Origin of the sequence: Streptomyces sp. NPDC059443 (genome assembly GCF_042750105.1) — a bacterium.
Classification (GTDB): Bacteria; Actinomycetota; Actinomycetes; order Streptomycetales; family Streptomycetaceae; genus Streptomyces.
In genome coordinates, this window is the sequence record NZ_JBHYVM010000019.1 from 56,253 (window position 1) to 74,057 (window position 17,805).

Annotated in this window: 11 protein-coding genes; 5 read left to right on the forward strand and 6 right to left on the reverse strand. The window is 70.2% G+C overall.

Going from position 1 to position 17,805, the window contains the following annotated elements:
- Nucleotides 1-332: 332 nt before the first annotated feature.
- On the reverse strand, nucleotides 333-3,203 hold the full coding sequence (locus tag ACFXDJ_RS19670) for a hypothetical protein (RefSeq protein WP_384658275.1): 2,871 nt from the start codon (nucleotides 3,201-3,203) through the stop codon (nucleotides 333-335).
- Nucleotides 3,204-3,365: 162 nt separating this feature from the next.
- Between ACFXDJ_RS19670 and ACFXDJ_RS19675 the strand changes: the two genes are divergently transcribed.
- From ACFXDJ_RS19675 to ACFXDJ_RS19685, 3 genes are all read left to right on the forward strand, one after another.
- On the forward strand, nucleotides 3,366-3,488 hold the full coding sequence (locus tag ACFXDJ_RS19675) for a hypothetical protein (protein ID WP_384658273.1): 123 nt from the start codon (nucleotides 3,366-3,368) through the stop codon (nucleotides 3,486-3,488).
- A gap of 328 nt (nucleotides 3,489-3,816) precedes the next feature.
- On the forward strand, nucleotides 3,817-5,883 hold the full coding sequence (locus ACFXDJ_RS19680) for a discoidin domain-containing protein (RefSeq protein WP_384658270.1): 2,067 nt from the start codon (nucleotides 3,817-3,819) through the stop codon (nucleotides 5,881-5,883).
- Between the two features lie 104 nt (nucleotides 5,884-5,987).
- On the forward strand, nucleotides 5,988-6,584 hold the full coding sequence (locus ACFXDJ_RS19685; RefSeq protein WP_384658267.1) for a TetR/AcrR family transcriptional regulator: 597 nt from the start codon (nucleotides 5,988-5,990) through the stop codon (nucleotides 6,582-6,584).
- A 27-nt stretch (nucleotides 6,585-6,611) separates the two neighbouring features.
- Here ACFXDJ_RS19685 and ACFXDJ_RS19690 read toward each other — a convergent pair whose 3' ends face one another.
- From ACFXDJ_RS19690 to ACFXDJ_RS19705, 4 genes are read right to left on the reverse strand one after another with little or no spacing between them, the layout of a single operon-like run.
- A complete protein-coding gene (locus ACFXDJ_RS19690) occupies nucleotides 6,612-7,598 on the reverse strand; it encodes an ABC transporter permease (protein ID WP_384658265.1) in 987 nt (328 codons plus the stop codon).
- The gene (locus tag ACFXDJ_RS19695) at nucleotides 7,595-9,121 is read right to left on the reverse strand and encodes a sugar ABC transporter ATP-binding protein (RefSeq protein ID WP_384658263.1); all 1,527 of its coding nucleotides are present in this window, start codon (nucleotides 9,119-9,121) and stop codon (nucleotides 7,595-7,597) included. Before ACFXDJ_RS19695 ends, ACFXDJ_RS19690 begins: the two co-directional genes overlap by 4 nt.
- 51 nt (nucleotides 9,122-9,172) lie before the next feature.
- Complete coding sequence (locus ACFXDJ_RS19700; protein WP_384658261.1) at nucleotides 9,173-10,249, reverse strand: substrate-binding domain-containing protein; 1,077 nt, start codon at nucleotides 10,247-10,249, stop codon at nucleotides 9,173-9,175.
- Nucleotides 10,250-10,300: 51 nt separating this feature from the next.
- Nucleotides 10,301-11,971 (reverse strand): NPCBM/NEW2 domain-containing protein, encoded by a 1,671-nt coding sequence (locus tag ACFXDJ_RS19705; protein WP_384849801.1) that lies wholly within the window; start codon nucleotides 11,969-11,971, stop codon nucleotides 10,301-10,303.
- A 242-nt stretch (nucleotides 11,972-12,213) separates the two neighbouring features.
- Between ACFXDJ_RS19705 and ACFXDJ_RS19710 the strand changes: the two genes are divergently transcribed.
- On the forward strand, nucleotides 12,214-13,029 hold the full coding sequence (locus tag ACFXDJ_RS19710) for a DeoR/GlpR family DNA-binding transcription regulator (protein WP_384663106.1): 816 nt from the start codon (nucleotides 12,214-12,216) through the stop codon (nucleotides 13,027-13,029).
- A gap of 25 nt (nucleotides 13,030-13,054) precedes the next feature.
- Here the strand turns inward: ACFXDJ_RS19710 and ACFXDJ_RS19715 are convergent, their stop codons facing one another.
- Nucleotides 13,055-14,014: a LysR family transcriptional regulator gene (locus ACFXDJ_RS19715; RefSeq protein ID WP_384663108.1), complete on the reverse strand. Its 960-nt coding sequence runs from the start codon at nucleotides 14,012-14,014 to the stop codon at nucleotides 13,055-13,057.
- 172 nt (nucleotides 14,015-14,186) lie between these two features.
- On the opposite strand from ACFXDJ_RS19715, the gene ACFXDJ_RS19720 reads away from it, so the two are divergent.
- Nucleotides 14,187-17,672 (forward strand): M28 family peptidase, encoded by a 3,486-nt coding sequence (locus ACFXDJ_RS19720; protein WP_384663110.1) that lies wholly within the window; start codon nucleotides 14,187-14,189, stop codon nucleotides 17,670-17,672.
- The last annotated feature ends 133 nt before the right edge of the window (nucleotides 17,673-17,805 follow it).

The following is a 17,805-nucleotide window of genomic DNA, read 5'->3' on the forward strand; positions in this document are numbered from 1 at the left end:
GACAATCCACGGGGCTTAGGACTCTGGGGCACACGGATCGGTGAAGCAGGAACGGAGAACATGTGAACGCGCGACGGGGGCGCGCGAGGGGCGCGTTACACCGGCATCGACGGGGAGCGAGCCGTGCGATGTCTGGTCACGGAGCTCTCCCGGGGCACCGCGAACGCCTTCACGCCCAGGTCGCAGGCGCACACGACACCCTCACACACGCCCCCTCCCGAACCCGGGCAGGAGGCACTTCCCTGCCTCGGATCCGCGCGGAACGGCCCGCGCCGCCAGCCCCCGGTGGCCGAAAGAACACCCGCCGTGCAGTCGCGTTCAGCCCGCGCAACTCAATCCAGGTCCTCCCATCCCCATGAGGAGGCGGCGCTCCCATCGGGCTCCCGCCCGAAGAACGGTTTCGGCTCGTCATTCATCGTCATGGACCGACCAGAACCATCTGCTGCCGGAAGCCATCGGGCCAGGGCTGCGGCCTCCTCGTCCAATCCAGCGGCACCCATCTTGTCCAGCAAGTAGCGCACCACTTCGGGGTTGTGGAGGTCGACTGCTCCAGCCGCCCTCAGTGCCAGGTACCAGCCCACCGAGCGCGGGTCATCGAGGTTGACGTGGGCCTCGGCCCGTTCCTCCAGTTCTGCGGCTTGCTCGTCCACCCCGGCCCGTCGCAGACATTTCAGCAGATCGCTCACCTCATGGGGGTTGTCGAGAGCCACGTGGGCAGCGGCCCGAGTCGCCAATGCCGCGGCCTGCTCGTCCGCCCCGGCTCTTCGCAGGCACTCCACCAACTTGCCCACCTCGTGGGGGTCGTCGAGGGCGACGTCGGCTGCGGCTCGACTCGCCAGTGCGGCCCGCTCGTCCGCCCCGGCCCGCCCCAGACGTTGCACCCACTCGCTCGCCTCGTGCGGGTTGTCGAGAACAACGTGTGCGGCGGCCCGATTGGCCAGTCCCTCGATCTGCTCCTCCGCACCGTATTTCCTCAGGTGCTCCAGCAGCACGGTCACCTCCCAGGGGTTGTCGAGGGCGGCGTGTGCGCCGGCCCGACCGGCCAGGGCTGCGGCCTGCCCGTCTGCTCCAGCCGCCCTCAGGCTGTCCAGCAGCAAGGTCACCTCGTAGGGGTGGTGGAGGTCGACATGGGCGGCGGGATCACGGGCAAGCAGGACGGCGACCTGCTCGTCCGCGCCGGCCGCCCTCAGGCTGCTCAGCAGCACGTACAGCTCGTAGGGGTTGTGCAGGTCGACATGGGCGGCGGGATCACGGGCAAGCAAGACGGCTATCTGCTCGTCCGCTCCTGCGATCCTCAGGCTGTCCAGCAGGAAAGCCACGTCGAGGCGTTTGCTCAGGTCAACGTGGGCGGCGGGATCACGGGCAAGCAGGACGCCCATCTGCTCGTCCGCCCCGACCTTCACCAGGCCTTCCAACAGCCAGGCCACCGCGCCCGAGTCACCGAGGCGGACATGTGCGGCCGGATCACGGGCAAGCAGGGCGGCGACCGGCTCGTCCGCCCCGGCCTCAGCCAGGCCTTCCAGCAGCGAACCCACCGCGCTCGGGTCGTCGAGGTCGACGTGTGCGGCAGCCCATCGGCCAGGGCGTGGATCACCTGGGTGCAGTGACCAGAGCAGATCAACGAGGAAGGCCGGGGCATCGGCGTCGCCGTGGGTTGTGGCGAGTTTGTAGAGTTGGGCAGCGTCCCGATACAGCCCATGTTTGCTTGCGGCGCTTCCGAGTGCGTAGAGGTCCGGAGAGTGAGCGTGGGTTGCGGCCGCAGTCCAGAAGTCGATCGGGGGGATCTGGTCGGACCGGTGCCGGCGGCCGTACTGGTCGAGATAGTCGGCCAGTTGGTACTGCGGTCCTGCGGTCTCTCGGGCAGAGCCCTTGAGGGTGGATCCACTCACCGAGGCCGGGCGATGCTTGCGCTGGTTGCGGAGGACACCCGTCTTGACGGGGGTGAGAATGCCGGGAATGCCGTTGCACTCCTGGGTGACGTAGCCGAGCGCCTGCGGTAGCCAGTCTCCGGCGGCGTTCCACTCCGTTTCGGTGAAATAACCGGAAACGGCGTCGGCGAGCCAGGCCAGCGGAATGTTGGGCCCGGCGCCGAGGCGACGGGCGTCCATGGCCGCGTGGATCAGATGTCTGGTGGCCCCCTGGGCTGCCTGGTAGCGCTCCGTCAGAACGGGCACCCCCGCCAGGTACTGGGTGATCTGTCCGGCAGGCGCCGATTCGGCGGCCTCCACGAGTCTGGGATCGCGGCCGGACGCGGCTGTGAGCACGGCGAGGTCTGCGCCTGTGAACACATCCGGCACTTGGATTCTGTGTCCCTGCAGCAACTCCCGGGCGTGGGCGTGCCGGTCCTGTTCCGTGCGGGTGGTCAGGGCGTTCCAATGCTCTGGCCACAACGTGGCCAGCACCAGTACCGGGCCGCGCCTCGCGTCGTAGAGCAGGCTCCGCAGGCCCGCCGCGACCTGTTCCCCGAGCGGATCCGGTCCCAGGTAGAGCTGGGCCTCGTTCAGCCACACCACGGTGCGAGGGGCGATGTCGGGCAGTTCGGCCAGCAACGCGTCAAGGCGGGTGGGGGCGATGGGGTGCCACAGCCGCCAGGTATCCGGAAGCTTCCGGGCCGCTTCCCACAGCGCGCGGGTCTTGCCAGTGGAGGAACCGCCGACCAGGACCGCGATGCCGCTCTTCCCCGCCACCGCGGCGGTGACCAGCGAGTCCAACCGGCCGTCCAATTCTCGCGGTACGTACGAGGGCAGGACGCCGAGCCGATTGCGTGCGTCACCGGTATCGAGGGCCGGTTTGACCTCCAAGTCGGCGAGGACGAGCTGGTCGTTGAACTCCCTGATCGGCCGCCCCGCCCCCGTGGCCATGCGGGCCTCGACCCACAGTCCGCGCACCCGCTCGCCCAGCTCCCGACCGTCCCAGCGGGCATGTCGGGCCAGGACCAGGGCAACGGCGACCACATCGCCCTGCCCCGGCGGCAGGACGCTGCTGCTGATGCAGCGGCGGATGGTGTCCCGGCTCGGCGCCCCGCTCAGGTCGTCGGCGGCGGCGACGTCTGCGGCGATCACGTCCAGGCTCGGGGCACCCGCTGCCAGGTACACCTCGTACAGCAGGTCCTTCAGCTCCCGCAGGGCCCGCGGCCATCCCGCGCTCGCCCGCTCCAGTGCCCGCGGCCGCTTGGCCGGGCCGCCCCCCGTGTCTCGACTCATCGCACCATCCTCGCCCGCCCCCGGCCCCGACACGGGCTGACCAGCCCCCGACCGCCGCGCCGGTCGATGCTTGTCGCAACCGGGAGTCGATCTTCATACGGGATCGAAGGTGAACAGCGAGCCGGCCGGCCACTCACCCGCTGACCACGACCTGGGGGTCCAATGCCCCGCAAACCGCTGACCCGCCGCGAGCACCTGGCGCTGGCCCGTGCCACCCTGGCCGGTCTCGCCTCCGGCACCGCCCGCGCCGTCACCTCCTGGCTCCTGAACCAGCTCGCCCCGTAGCCCGGGACGATCACCCGGACCCCCATGCGCGGCTGTCCCGTGCCACACGGGACAGCCGCGCTGGACGCACGGAAGCTGCCGCACACCCCGCGGCCAGAGCCCACGGCGGGGATCGCCGGTCTCCTCCATCGTGCCGAGATGGAGTGCGAACACACATAAGATGACGATCCATCAGGTCATTTGACCCGGACTATTGACTCTGTACCCGGCAGTAGCGATTCTCGTCGCAATGCTTGCGCGGGACATGACAATCAGCCGCCGGGGCGGTGCCCCTGCCGTCTCTGTCCTCGACCGCGCCCTCCGCCGACCGAGGACGTGAGTAGTGGCCATGAGCCGACACCCGCACCCCCGACCCAGACGCAAACCCCTCGCGGTCCTGACGCTGCTGCTCGGCCTGCTGGCCATGGTGCTCGGCCCCGTGCCGGGCGCGGCGGCCGACGCGGGCTGGTGGAACCCCACCGCACGGCCCTCGCCCGATTCGGGGATCAACGTGACCGGCGAGCCCTTCAAGGGCACGGACGCCCAGGGCAACGTACGGGGCTTCGTGGACGCCCACGACCACATCATGGCCAACGAGGGCTTCGGCGGCCGGCTGATCTGCGGCAAGCCCTTCTCCGACCTCGGGGTGGCCGACGCGCTCAAGGACTGTCCCGAGCACTACCCCGACGGCAGCCTCGCCATCTTCGACTTCGTCACGAAGGGCGGCGACGGCAGGCACGACCCCGACGGCTGGCCCACCTTCAAGGACTGGCCCGCCCACGACTCGCTGACCCACCAGCAGAACTACTACGCCTGGATCGAGCGGGCCTGGCGCGGTGGCCAGCGCGTGCTCGTCAACGACCTCGTCACCAACGGCCTGATCTGCTCGGTCTACTTCTTCAAGGACCGCGGCTGCGACGAGATGACCGCCATCCGTCTGGAGGCGCAGAAGACCTACGACATGCAGGCCTTCATCGACAAGATGTACGGCGGCCCCGGCAAGGGGTGGTTCCGCATCGTCACCGACTCCGCGCAGGCCCGCGAGGTCGTCAAGCAGGGGAAGCTCGCCGTCGTGCTCGGCGTCGAGACCTCCGAGCCGTTCGGCTGCAAGCAGATCCTGGACATCGCGCAGTGCAGCAAGCAGGACATCGACAAGGGCCTGGACGAGCTGTACGGGCTCGGCGTGCGCAGCATGTTCCTGTGCCACAAGTTCGACAACGCCCTGTGCGGGGTCCGCTTCGACGAGGGCGCCCTGGGAACGGCCATCAACGTCGGGCAGTTCCTGTCCACCGGCACGTTCTGGCAGACGGAGCAGTGCAAGGGCCCGCAGCACGACAATCCCATCGGGCTGGCGGCCGCACCCAACGCGCAGAAGGAGCTGCCTGCCGGGGTGGCGGTGCCCTCGTACGCCTCGGGCGCCCAGTGCAACACCCGCGGACTCACCGAGCTCGGTGACTACGCGGTGCGCGGCATGATGAAACGCAAGATGATGCTCGAAGTCGACCACATGAGCGTCAAGGCCGCGGGCCAGGCCTTCGACATCCTGGAGTCCGAGTCGTACCCGGGTGTGATCTCCTCCCACAGCTGGATGGACCTCGGCTGGATGGAGCGGCTCTACAAGCTCGGCGGTTTCGTCGCCCAGTACATGAGCGGCTCCGAGGCCTTCAGCGCGGAGGCCAAGCGGACGGACGCCCTGCGCGAGAAGTACCACGTCGGCTACGGCTACGGCACCGACATGAACGGTGTCGGCGGCTGGCCCGGCCCGCGCGGCGCGGGCACGCCCAACCCGGTCACGTACCCGTTCCGCAGCACCGACGGCGGCTCGCTCATCGACAAGCAGACCGCCGGCCAGCGCACGTGGGACTTCAACACCGACGGCGCCGCGCACTACGGCATGGTGCCCGACTGGATCGAGGACATCCGGCTGGTCGGCGGGCAGGGCGTGGTGGACGACCTGTTCCAGGGTGCCGAGTCCTACCTGCGCACCTGGGGCGCCTCCGAGCAGCACAAGGCCGGAGTGAACCTGGCCGCGGGCGCGCCCGCCTCCGCCAGCTCGGCGGAGTGGTGGAACCCCTTCGTCGGCTTCGCGCCGGGCAAGGCCGTGGACGGCGACCGGGGCAGCCGGTGGGCCAGCGAATGGAGCGACGACCAGTGGATCCAGGTGGACCTCGGGTCCGAGAGCCTGGTCAAGCGGGTCACCCTCGACTGGGAGGCGGCGTACGGGAAGTCGTACCGCATCGAGGTCTCCACGGACGGGGCGAACTGGCAGACGGCCTGGTCCACGACCACCGGTGACGGCGGTCTGGACACGGTGCGGTTCGCCGGGGTCCCGGCCCGGTACGTACGCGTCCACGGAACGGGACGCGGCACCCAGTGGGGTTACTCCCTGTACGAAGTCGGCGTATACAGCAGCTGAGAGGGGCGCGCGGGGCGGGGGGCGGGGGGCGGCGCCCCCCCCCGCGCGCCCGCCGCCCCCCCCCCCGCGCGCGGAGCACCACCCGGAACGAGGGGGACGCGTACATGGCACGGATGCCGCTGACCGACCGGCGCACGCAGCTGACGGAGGCCGCGATCCGCGCAATGGCCCGCGACGGGGTGTCCCGGACCACGACCCGGTCGATCGCCGCCGAGGCAGGCGTGTCCCTGAGCGTCTTCCACTACTGCTTCGACTCCAAGCAAGCGCTGCTGGAATCGGTCATCGAGACGATCACCGGCCACTACATCACGATCGTGAAAGCGGTGATCCAGCCCCGGGCGACCCTCCGCGAGACCGTCCGGGCCGGTTTCCAGGCCTACTGGGACCACGTGGCGGACCGGCCGGGCGAGCACATGCTCACCTACGAGCTCACCCAGTACGCGCTGCGCCAGCCCGGGTTCGGGCATCTGGCGCGCCGACAGTACGAGTTGTACTGCGAGACGTACGGCGAGCTGATCGAGGAGCTGCGCCGGACCACCCCGTTCGAGCTGAGCGTGCCGGTGTCCGTGCTGGCCCACTACCTGGCGGCCATGACCGACGGGGTGACCCTGAACTTCCTCGCCCTCGGCGACGAGAAGGCGGCCTCCGAGATCCTCGACATGATCGCCGACCACGTGGCCGGGCTCGCCGGCGAGGGCTGAGGCAACCTCGACTCGCCACAGGCAACGTCACGTGGGCAGCCCCACGGCCCGTTCGCCCGCGCGGCGCTTCTGGATGACGACGGCGACGACGAGCAGGGTCCCCTGGGCGACGTTCTGCCAGAACGGGTTGACGCCCTGCACGGTCAGTCCGTTGTCGAGGGCGCCGAGCAGGGTGATCGCGAGCAGGGTCCCGCCGACCCCGCCCCGGCCGCCCGCCAGCAGGCAGCCGCCGAGCGCCGCCGCGGTGATGGCCTTGAGTTCCAGTCCCTCGCTGCCGGAGACCGGGTGGCCGAACCCGGTACGGGCGGTCAGCAGGACGCCCGCGAAGGCGGCGACGACTCCGGCGAGGCCGTAGACGGCGATCAAGTACTTGTTGATGTCGATGCCCGCGAGCCGGGCGGCCGTGTCGTTGCCGCCGATGGCGTAGATGTTGCGGCCGATGTCGGTGTACTTCAGCAGCAGGTGGATGGCGACGGTCACCAGGGCGAGCACCCACAGCAGGACGGGGATCCCGAGGATCGCGCCGTTCGCCAGGAAGACGAAGACGTCGTCCCCGCTGACGTAGCCCTGGGCGGCGCCGTTGGACAGGAGCTGCGCCACGCCCTTGTAGGCGGCCAGCGTGGCGAGGGTGGCGATCACCGGGTTGATCCGGCCGTAGACGATGACCGACCCGTTGACCAGCCCGGCCAGCAGTCCGACGCCGAGGGCGGCGGCGATGCCGAGCAGGGCGTTGGAGCCGGTGGAGGTGAAGACCATCGCGGAGACCACCGAGGCCACGCCCACCTGGGAGCCGACGGAGATGTCCAGGGCGCCGCAGATGATCACCACGGTCTGTACGAGGGCGAGCAGCCCGGAGATGGTCACCGCGTCTCCGATGACCTTGATGTTGGCCCAGGTCAGATAGGCGGGGTTGAGGGAACCGAAGAGGGCCAGGACCAGCACGAGGGCGCCGGTCAGGCTGAGGTTCTGGCCGCCGATCGCCCGCGCCGCACGCGTCGCCGGGTTCGCCTTCATGTCCGTCCTCCGTCTTCGGTCAGGTCGTCCGCCATGGCCAGCGCGAGGACGGCTTCTTCCGTCGCCTCGTCCCGGCCGAGCTCGCCGGTGATCCGGCCGCCCTGCATGACGAGGATCCGGTCCGCGAGGCCCAGTACCTCGGGTAGTTCCGAGGAGATGACCAGGAGCGCCGTACCGGCCTCGGCCAGGTCCGCGATGATCTGGTAGATCTCGGCCTTGGCTCCGACGTCGATGCCGCGCGTGGGCTCGTCGAGGATCAGGACCTCGGGTCTACGGGCGAGCCAGCGGGCGAGCACCACCTTCTGCTGGTTGCCGCCCGAGAGGGTGCGGACCTCGGCCTCGATGGACGGCGCGCGCACCCGCAGCCGGTCGGTGTGCTCCCGGGCCAGCTCCCGCTCCGCCGCGCGCCGTACGAAGCGCAGCCTGCTGAGCCGGTCCAGCACCACCAGCGCGGTGTTGTCGCGGATCGAGCGGTCCAGGAAGAGGGCCTGGGACTTGCGTTCCTCGGGGGCGAGGCCGATGCCCGACCGGACCGCGTCGGAGGGCCGGCGCAGCCGCAGGGTCCGGCCGCCCACGGCGACGGTTCCGCCGCGCAGCGGGAGGTCTCCGGCGAGGGCGCGGGCCAGTTCGGAGCGGCCGGCGCCGACGAGTCCGGCCAGGGCCACCACTTCTCCGGCGCGGACCTGGAAGGTGATGCCGCTGACGTCGTCGGTGGTGACCTCACGGACGTCGAGGACGACGCGGTCGGTGGCCACGTGGGTGCGGGCGAACATCGCGGACAGGTCCCGGCCGACCATCATCCGGACGATCTCGGCCTCGTCGGTGGCCCCGGCCTCCTTCACCCCGACCAGTACGCCGTCGCGCAGGACGGCCACCCGGTCGGCCAGCCGGAAGATCTCCCGCATCCGGTGGGACACGTAGACGACGGCGAGGCCCTGTTCCCGCAGGCGGCGGATGAGGGCGAAGAGGGACTCCACCTCGTGCTCGGACAGTGAGGAGGTGGGTTCGTCGAAGGCGATCACCTTGGCGTCCGAGGTCAGCGCCCGCAGGATCTCCACGAGTTGGCGCTGGGCGGCGGTGAGGTGGATCCCGAGGGTGTCGGGGTCGAGGACCCTCTCGAATCCGATGCGGACCAGGTCGGCTTCGAGGCGCCGGCGCAGGGCGGCCCGGTCGAAGCGGCGGGCCCCGCGGGTCGGCAGGGCGCCGAGGTAGACGTTCTCGGCGACGCTGACGTGCGGGACGATCTCGGGTTCCTGCGGGATGAGCCGGATGCCGGCGGACCGGGCGTCGGCCGGGGAGTGGAGGCGCAGTTCGGCGCCGTCGAGCAGCACCGTGCCGGAGTCGGCGGGCCGGTCACCGCAGACGATCTTCAGCAGCGTGGACTTGCCCGCGCCGTTCTCGCCCATCAGCGCGGTGACCGTGCCGGCCGGGAACTCCAGGCTGATCCCCCGCAGCGCCGGGACCCCGGAGAAGGACTTGGAGACTCCGGACACGCGTAGTCCGGGCGCTTCCGTGGCGTTCATCGTGTGCACGCACCTCGTGGGTGGGGGGGGTGTACAGGACGGGCAGGGCCCTCACTTGCAGCCGAAGCCCGCGTCCTTCCAGTTGCCCGCGTCGACCATCTTGGTCGGGGCGAAGGATTCGGGGGCGAACGGAGTCCCGTTCTTCAGCTTGTCGTACATCGCCTGGACGGCCAGCTTCCCGACCTCGTCACCGGGGATGTAGAGCGCGGCCCGCATTCCGTTGTCGGCGCCGGCCTGCCAGTCCTTGCAGGCCAGATAGGCCCCGAGGCCGATCCCGATGATGTCGGCGCCCTTGAGCCCCGCGTTGTTCAGGCCCTTCACCCCGCCCGAGACGTTCTCGTCGTTGCAGCCCATGACCACCCAGTGCTTGACGCCCTGGTTGGCGGTGACCGTCGCCTCCACCTTGGCCTGGGATCCGGCCGGCGTGTTGTCGGTGCCGAGCTCGACGGCCTGGACCTCCGGTCCCCCGGCCTGCTTCCAGGCGGCCTTGGCCCCGTTGATCCGGTCGGTGCAGACGGTGGTGTCCTGCTTCCAGGCGTAGATGATCCGGGTGTCCGCCGCGCTCCACCGGGCCTTGGCGAACTCGGCCGCGGCCCGCTTGCCGATCTCCGTACCCATCTGCGTACCGGAGAAGCCCACCCGTGCCACCAGGTCCGGCTTGGCGCAGTCGGCGGGCTTGGGGCCGGTGGCGCACACCTGGTCGTCCGAGGTGAGGAGGGTGACCCCGGCCTTCTTGGCCTCGGCGGCCACCTGCGGGCCGACCGCGGACTCCGGCACCACGATGACGATGCCCTGGTTCTTCTGCGCGATGGCCGACTTGACCTCGGTGATGGTCTTCGAGGCGTCGTTGCCCAGGTTGACCACCGTGAGCTTGATGCCCAGCTCCTCGGCCTTCTTCTTGGCGCCCGCGGCCTCGGAGACGAAGTACTCCTGGTCCCCCTGCTTCTGCAGGTAGGCGATGGAGATCTGTCCGTCCACGGTCTTGCCGTCGCCGCCGGCTCCGCCGTCACCCCCCGCGCCGGAGGGTTTGCCGGATGAGCAGGCGGCCACGGTCAGCGCGAGGGCGAGCATGCCCGTCAGGGCGGCGGTACGGCGGCGCGGTCTGCCGGGGTTCGGTTGCGTGGACATCTACGGGTACTCCCTCTTCGGGTCGGCCGGTTACGGGTCGGCTGTGGCAGGTCAGCTGTGGCATGTCAGCTGGGGACCCGCCCAGTCCGCGTGGTCGGAGTTGATGCCGTTGCCGCCGTCGGTGACGACGAGCCTCAGCGTCTGGCCGCCGGTCAGGTCGGCGGTGAGCCTCTTCGCCGGGTCGGCCGTGGTCAGCAGCCCGCTGTCGGCGGCCTTCACCCCGTCCCGGTAGATCTGGAAGACCACCGACCCGTTGGAGGACTTCTCGTCGTCGACTCCGACGTCCACGGTCAGCGCCGTGCACACGCCGCCGAGGTGGTAGGTGAGTTCGCTGGCCGCGTGCACGCCCAGGCCCCTGGCATACGTGGCCCCGTTGATGGTGAGGGTCCTGCCGTCGCCCGCGGCCTGCTCGCCGTTGCTCCGGTCCTTCTCGACCGGTCCCCAGCCGCTGCTCGCACCGGTCCAGGAGAGGCTGGACAGCGGGGTGGTGCCGGAGGGCGGGACCACCAGGGGCCCCGGGGTGATCCGGTAGACGACGGTGGCGTGCGCGGGCACGGAGACGCTGATGTTCCCGGTGGTGTTGGCCGTCACCGCCTTGCTCCACAGGTCCTTGAGGGAGTACGGGGCGCGGTTGCCGACGCCGAGCGCGTCCATCGTGGTGGAGAGGGTGGCGGTGGAGCCGTTCTCGTTGGTCAGGGAGACCGCCCGGTCGCCGTTCTTCAGCTCCTTGACCATGACGACCTTGCCGCCGGCGGAGGAGACCACGGTGCCTTGCTTGCCGAGCGGGTCCTGGTCCAGGGCGATGACGTCCGCGTTCGAGAGGATGTCGAAGGTCTCGGTGGTCGCCTTGCGCAGATCGGAGCCGATCAGCAGCGGCGCGGACATCATCGACCACAGGCTGAAGTGGGTGCGGTACTCGGCCGCGGTCATCCCGCCGTTGCCGACTTCCAGCATGTCCGGGTCGTTCCAGTGGCCCGGTCCGGCGTACGCGGCGAGCTGCTGGTTCTGGTGCGCGATGCCGATCATCGAGGACCAGCTGTCGCCGATGTCCCCGGTGGTGCGCCACAGGTGGCCGACGTCCGCCGCCCAGGTCCACGGCTGGTTCTGGCCCCACTCGCACAGCGAGAAGACGATCGGGCGGCCGGTGTTCTTCAGCGCGTTGCCCATGTCGGTGTAGCGCTTCTTGGCGTCCACGCCCTGGTTGTTGCAGTTGTCGTACTTGAGGTAGTCGACTCCGAAGGAGGCGAACAGGTCGGCGTCCTGCTGCTCGTGGCCGAGTCCGCCCGGGAAGCCTGCGGTGTCGCAGGTTCTGGTGCCGGCGCTGGTGTAGACGCCGAACTTCAACCCCTTGCCGTGGACGTAGTCCGCGAGGGCCTTGATCCCGTTCGGGAAGCGCACCGGGTCGGGGACCAGGTTGCCGGAGGCGTCCCGGTTGGGCAGGGCCCAGCAGTCGTCGAGGTTGACGTACTGGTACCCGGCCGCTTTGAGGCCCTTGGCGACGAAGAGGTCGGCGATGCCCTTGACCATCGCCTCGTTGAACTCGGCCCGGCAGTGCGTGGAGTTCCAGTTGTTGAAGCCCATGGGCGGGGTGAGCGCCTGCCCGTCGGCCACGGCCGCGGCGGGCGAGGCGGCGGCCACCGCGAGGGCGCCCGCCAGCAGCGGGAGCGCCGCGAGTGCCGTGGTCAGGCGGCGGCCGAGGGTGGTGCTGCGTAACGTGTGCACGAACGGCTCCTGGGGGAAGGGGGGTCAGCCGAGGGGTGTGACACGGGGAAATGTGTGCGGAAGCGCGCGTTCGAGCCGGCCGGAGTTCCGCACAATCCCTCAGGACCGAACGGACTCCACCGCGAAGGCCCACATCACACTGCCGTTGCTCCGACAAGTCAAGGCGGTGGGCACAACTACGGTAAAGAACAGGCCTGTTGGGATCTGTTGACTTCTGATCGACCGCTCAGGATGCTGTCGGCATGGTCGACAACGGCAATCTGCTGGCCCATCAGCGCCGCGCCCTCATCCTCGAAGAGGTGCGCAAACGGGGCGGGGTGCGGGTGAACGAGCTGACCCGGTCCCTGAGCGTCTCCGACATGACCGTCCGCCGGGACCTGGACGTACTCGCCCGCGAAGGGCTGCTGCGCAAGGTGCACGGCGGCGCCGTGCTCGGCGGCGGACCCAGCAGCCACGAGCCCGGTTTCGAGACCAAGTCCGAGTGGGAGACGGCCGCGAAAGGGGCCATCGCCCGGGCCGCCGCCTCCCTGGTGATGCCGGGGTCCGCCATCGCCCTGTCCGCGGGCACCACCACCCACGCCCTGGCCAAGGAGCTCACCGAGGTCCCGGAGCTCACCGTGGTCACCAACTCGATCCGCACGGCCGAGGTCTTCGAAGCCGCGCGCCGCTCCGGGAGCACCACCACGGTCGTGCTCACCGGCGGGATCCGGACCCCCTCGGACGCCCTCGTCGGCCCCATAGCCGACCAGGCCATCCGCAACCTGCACGTGGACCTGCTCTTCCTCGGCTGCCACGGGCTGGGCACCACGACCGGGCTGACCACCCCGAACCTCGGGGAGGCCGAGACCAACCGGGCGTTCCTGCGTTCGGCCCGCCGCAGCGTCCTGCTCGCCGACCACACCAAGTGGTCGGCCGTCGGACTCACCACCTTCGCCGCCCTCGACGAGGTCGACGTACTGATCACGGACGCGCTGCCCCGGGACGAGGCCGCTGCCGTGACCGAGCGGGTCGGCGAGGTGGTCCAGACCTCCACGCCTCCCGGGGAACAGGAGTGGTGAGGCTTTCAGGGGCAGGGGGGCGGGGTCAGTCCAGGGACGGGTGGACCTCGGGATGCCCGTCCCACCAGGCCCGGTGGAAGGTGTTGTTGTCCACATTGGCCAAGTACGCCAGGGCCGCCGAGCGGTAGAAGAGCTCCGCCTGCCGGGCCGAGACCGTCGACCGGTTCCAGGCGAGCCGGATGCGCCCCGTGACCGGTGCGCCGATCAGGGGCCGCATCACCGTGCCCGCCACGGCCGGCGCGGTGGGCTGGCTGAGGGAGACGGCACGGCCCGCGGAGATCAGGTCGTACTGCATCATGCGATCGGTGATCCGGTAGCGCAGTGAGGGGACGAACCCGGCCTTGGCGCACGCCTCGACGAGCGCCTCGGGGCCGCCGTCGTCGTCCTCCACCGGGGTCATCCACTGGTCGCCGGCGAGGTCGGCGAGGTCGAGGGCTTCCAGCCGGGCCAGCGGGTGCCGGGCGGACATCCGGATGCAGAACGGCTCCCTGGAGACCAGGGTCCGGGCCAGTACGCCCCCGGGCAGCGGGACCTCGTGGCCGTTCACCTCGCCGTACACGATGACGTCGTAGCGGCCCGCGCCGAGCATCCGTACCAGCGCCGTCACCGAGTCCTCCAGGTCCACGGTGATCTCCCGCCCGGCCAGGACCAGGTCCTGCTGCGCGATCAGGCCGTCGATCAGCACGAGCAGGATGCAGCCCAGGCGCAGCGGGGCGCCGGCCGTCCGGGCGCGGGTCTCGGCACCGAGGGCGTCCATCTCGCTGAGCACCCGGCGCGCTTTGGCGAGGACGAACTCGCCGAGCGGGGTGGGCTCCACCCCGCTCCGGCCCCGGACGAAGAGTTCACCGCCGGTGACCCGCTCGATCCTCCGCAACTGGGCGGAGAGCGCCGGCTGGGAGACCCCCAGCCTCCGTGCCGCACCACCCAGGCTGCCCACTTCCGCTATCTGGCAGACGGCTTGCAGATGCCTCAACTCCAGCTGCATCCGGGCAGCTTACGCAGCGTCACCCGACGACACCATAACGCCGGTCTTATGCACGCAGAGATGTCCCGATCTCGTCATGGACACGCCCATACTCAGCCGCGAACAGCGAATTCTCATCACTTTCTCACCCCCCACACACGATCGGAGTGGACTCTTGCAGCCCACCAGATGGATGGCAGCAGCCGCGGCCATGGTGCTCACGGCGGGCCTCGCCGGCACGCTGGCCGGCACCGCCTCCGCAGCACAGAAGGCCAATCCCGCACCCAGTCCGACCAAGGCCGAACGGGCGGTCGCCGCGGCGGACGCGGCCGTACGCAGCGGTCTCGACACCCTGGTCAACTCGCCCCAGCAGAGTTACGAACGGCGCCTGGTCACCCCCTGGGTGAAGGACCTGTACTCCGTCGCCTACGAGCGCAGCTACCGCGGCCTGCCGGTCGTCGGCGGCGACGCGGTCGTCCTCGCCGACGGCGAAGGCCGGGTCCGCACCGTCCAGTCGGCCTCCTCGGCCGTCATCGACGTGGCGACCACCCCGTCGGTCACCGCGAAGGCCGCCGAGACCACCTCGCGCGGCGAGCAGGCCGCGACCGACCGGGTGCAGAGCAGCCGGCTCGTCGTCAGGCTCAAGGACGACAAGTCCGTCCTCGCCTGGGAGACGGTGCTCATCGGGCGGACCGCCACCGCGCCCAGCAAGCTGCACGTCTTCGTGGACGCGCGCACCGGCAAGGTCCTCGACCGCTACGACGAGGTGGTCGCGGGCACCGGGACCAGCAAGTGGAACGGCCCGAACCCGCTGACCATCAGCACCACCTCGTCGGGCGGCACGTACTCCCTGCGCGACCCGAACCGGCCCGGTCTGAGCTGCGCCGACTACAGCACCGGAACCGTCTTCTCGAAGTCCTCGGACTCCTGGGGCACAGGCAACCCCACCTCCAAGGAGACCGGCTGCACGGACCTGATGTTCGCGGCGCAGAAGCAGTGGGACATGCTGAGCCAGTGGCTCGGCCGCAACGGCGTCAGCGGCAACGGCCAGAGCTTCCCGGGCAAGGTCGGCCTCGGCGACCTGAACGCGTACTGGGACGGCAGCTCGGTCACCATCGGGCACAACAGCGCGAACGAGTGGATCGCCGGTGTGGACGTGGTGGCCCACGAGTACGGGCACGCCATCGACTCCAACACCCCCGGCGGCACCAGCGGCCAGGAGGCCGGTCTGGGCGAGGGCACCGGTGACATCTTCGGCGCGCTGACCGAGGCCTACGCCAACGAGCCCTCGCCGTACGACACTCCGGACTACACCGTCGGCGAGATGATCAATCTCCAGGGCAACGGTCCGATCCGCAACATGTACAACCCGTCGGCCATCAACAACGACCCGTCCTGCTACAGCTCCTCGATACCCAACACCGAGGTGCACGCGGCGGCGGGCCCGCTGAACCACTGGTTCTACCTGCTCGCCGAGGGCACCAACCCCGGGGGCGGCAAGCCGAACAGCAGCACCTGCAACCAGTCCACGCTGACCGGCGCGGGCGTGCAGAACGCGGGCAAGATCTTCTACGGCGGCATGCTTCTGAAGACCTCCGGCATGTCGTACAAGAAGTACCGGACGGCGACGCTGAGTTCCGCCAAGTCGCTGGACGCCACCTGCGACCTGTTCAACAAGACCAAGGCCGCCTGGGACGCCATCAGCGTGCCCGCCCAGTCCGGTGACACGACCTGTACCCCGAGCGGCCAGAACAGCGACTTCTCGCTCGCGCTGAACCCGTCCTCGGGCACCGTCCAGCAGGGCGCCTCGGCCACCACCACCGTGGCCACCGCGATCTCCACCGGCACGGCCCAGCAGGTGACCCTCACCGCGTCCGGCCTGCCGTCCGGGGTGAGCGCCTCCTTCAGCCCGGCCACCGTGCAGTCCGGCCAGTCCTCGACGCTGACCCTGACGGCGTCCTCCAACGCGGCTCCCGGGACCTCCACCGTGGTCGTCAAGGGCCAGGGCACCAGCCTCTCGCACACCGTCGACTACGCGCTCACCGTGGGCGGCACCACGCCCGATCCCGGCGCGCCGAACATCGACGTGGCCGCCGTCCAGGCGCACTTGACCCAGCTCAACACGATCGCCTCGCAGAACGGCGGCAACCGCCGTGCGGGCAGCGCCGGTCACACCCAGTCCGTGGCGTACATCAAGGGCAAGCTGCAGGCCGCCGGTTACACGGTCACCGAGCAGAACTGCACCTCCTGCACCTACCCGTCGAACAACCTGATCGCCGACTGGCCCGGCGGCCCCGCCGACCAGACGGTCATGTTCGGCGCGCACCTCGACAGCGTCTCGGCCGGTCCGGGCATCAACGACAACGGCTCCGGCTCCGCGACCCTGCTGGAGAACGCGCTGGTCCTCGCCCAGAAGAACCCGACGATGACCAAGCACGTGCGCTTCGCCTGGTGGACCGACGAGGAGCAGGGCCTCAACGGCTCGAACTTCTACGTGGGCCAGCTCACCAGCACCCAGAAGTCGGCCATCAAGGCCTACTACAACTTCGACATGGTCGCCTCGCCCAACGGCGGCTACTTCATCAACAACCTCACCTCCGCCGCCGCCGCACCGCTCAAGGCGTACTGGACCTCGCTGAACCTCGCCCCCGAGGAGAACACCGAGGGCCAGGGCCGCAGTGACGACTACTCCTTCCAGCAGGGCGGCATTCCCACCTCCGGCTACGCGGCCGGCGCCAGCGCCCGCAAGACCTCCGCGCAGGCCACGAAGTGGGGCGGCACCGCTAACGCGGCGTACGACTCCTGCTACCACAGCGCCTGCGACACCGCGAGCAACATCAGTGCGACGGTCCTGGACCGCAGCGCCGACGGCGTCGCCTACACGATCTGGAACCAGGCCGTCGGCGGCACCACCCCGGCGCAGGACTTCTCGATCAGCACCTCCCCGGCCGCGGGCAGCGCGAACCCGGGCTCCAGCGTCACCTCCACCGTGGCCACCGGCACCGTCAGCGGCGCCGCCCAGACCGTCTCCCTGTCGGTCACCGGCGCCCCCGCCGGCGTGACCGCGACGCTCAGCCCCACCTCCGTACAGTCCGGCAGCTCCTCGACGCTCTCCGTGTCCGTCGGGGCGAGCACCGCGCCCGGCACGTACACCCTGACCGTCACCGGCACCGGCACGGTCAGCCACAGCACCACCTACACGCTGACCGTCAACGGCGGCGGCACCTGCACCCCGCGCCAGGTCGTCTCCAACGGCGGCTTCGAGAGTGGCAGCAGCCCGTGGACGGCCACCTCCGGCGTCATCACCAACCAGGCCGGCGAGGCCCCGCACGCGGGCTCGTACATGGCGTGGCTGAACGGCTGGGGCCAGACCCGCACCGACAGCGCCTCTCAGTCGGTGACCATCCCGTCGGGCTGCTCCTCGTACCAGCTCGGCTTCTACCTGCACATCGACACCGACGAGACCGAGAACACCGTCTACGACACCTTCACGGTCTCGGTGGGCGGCCAGACGCTGGAGACCCTGTCCAACGTGAACGCGGCCCCCGGATACACGCTCAAGACGTACGACGTCTCCCAGTTCGCCGGGCAGACGGTCACCCTGAAGTTCCAGGGCGTGGAGGACCCGTCCCTGCAGACCTCCTTCGTCGTGGACGACGTCACCCTCCAGGTGAGCTGACGCCCGCCGCGGCACCCTGATCCGAGAACGACCCGGGCGGGACCCCCCCCCGGCCCCCGGGCGGGGGGGGGTGCGGCCCGCCGCGGGCCCGGGGGGCGGGGGCTGCTGCCGCGGCGGGCGGGGCGTGGCGGTA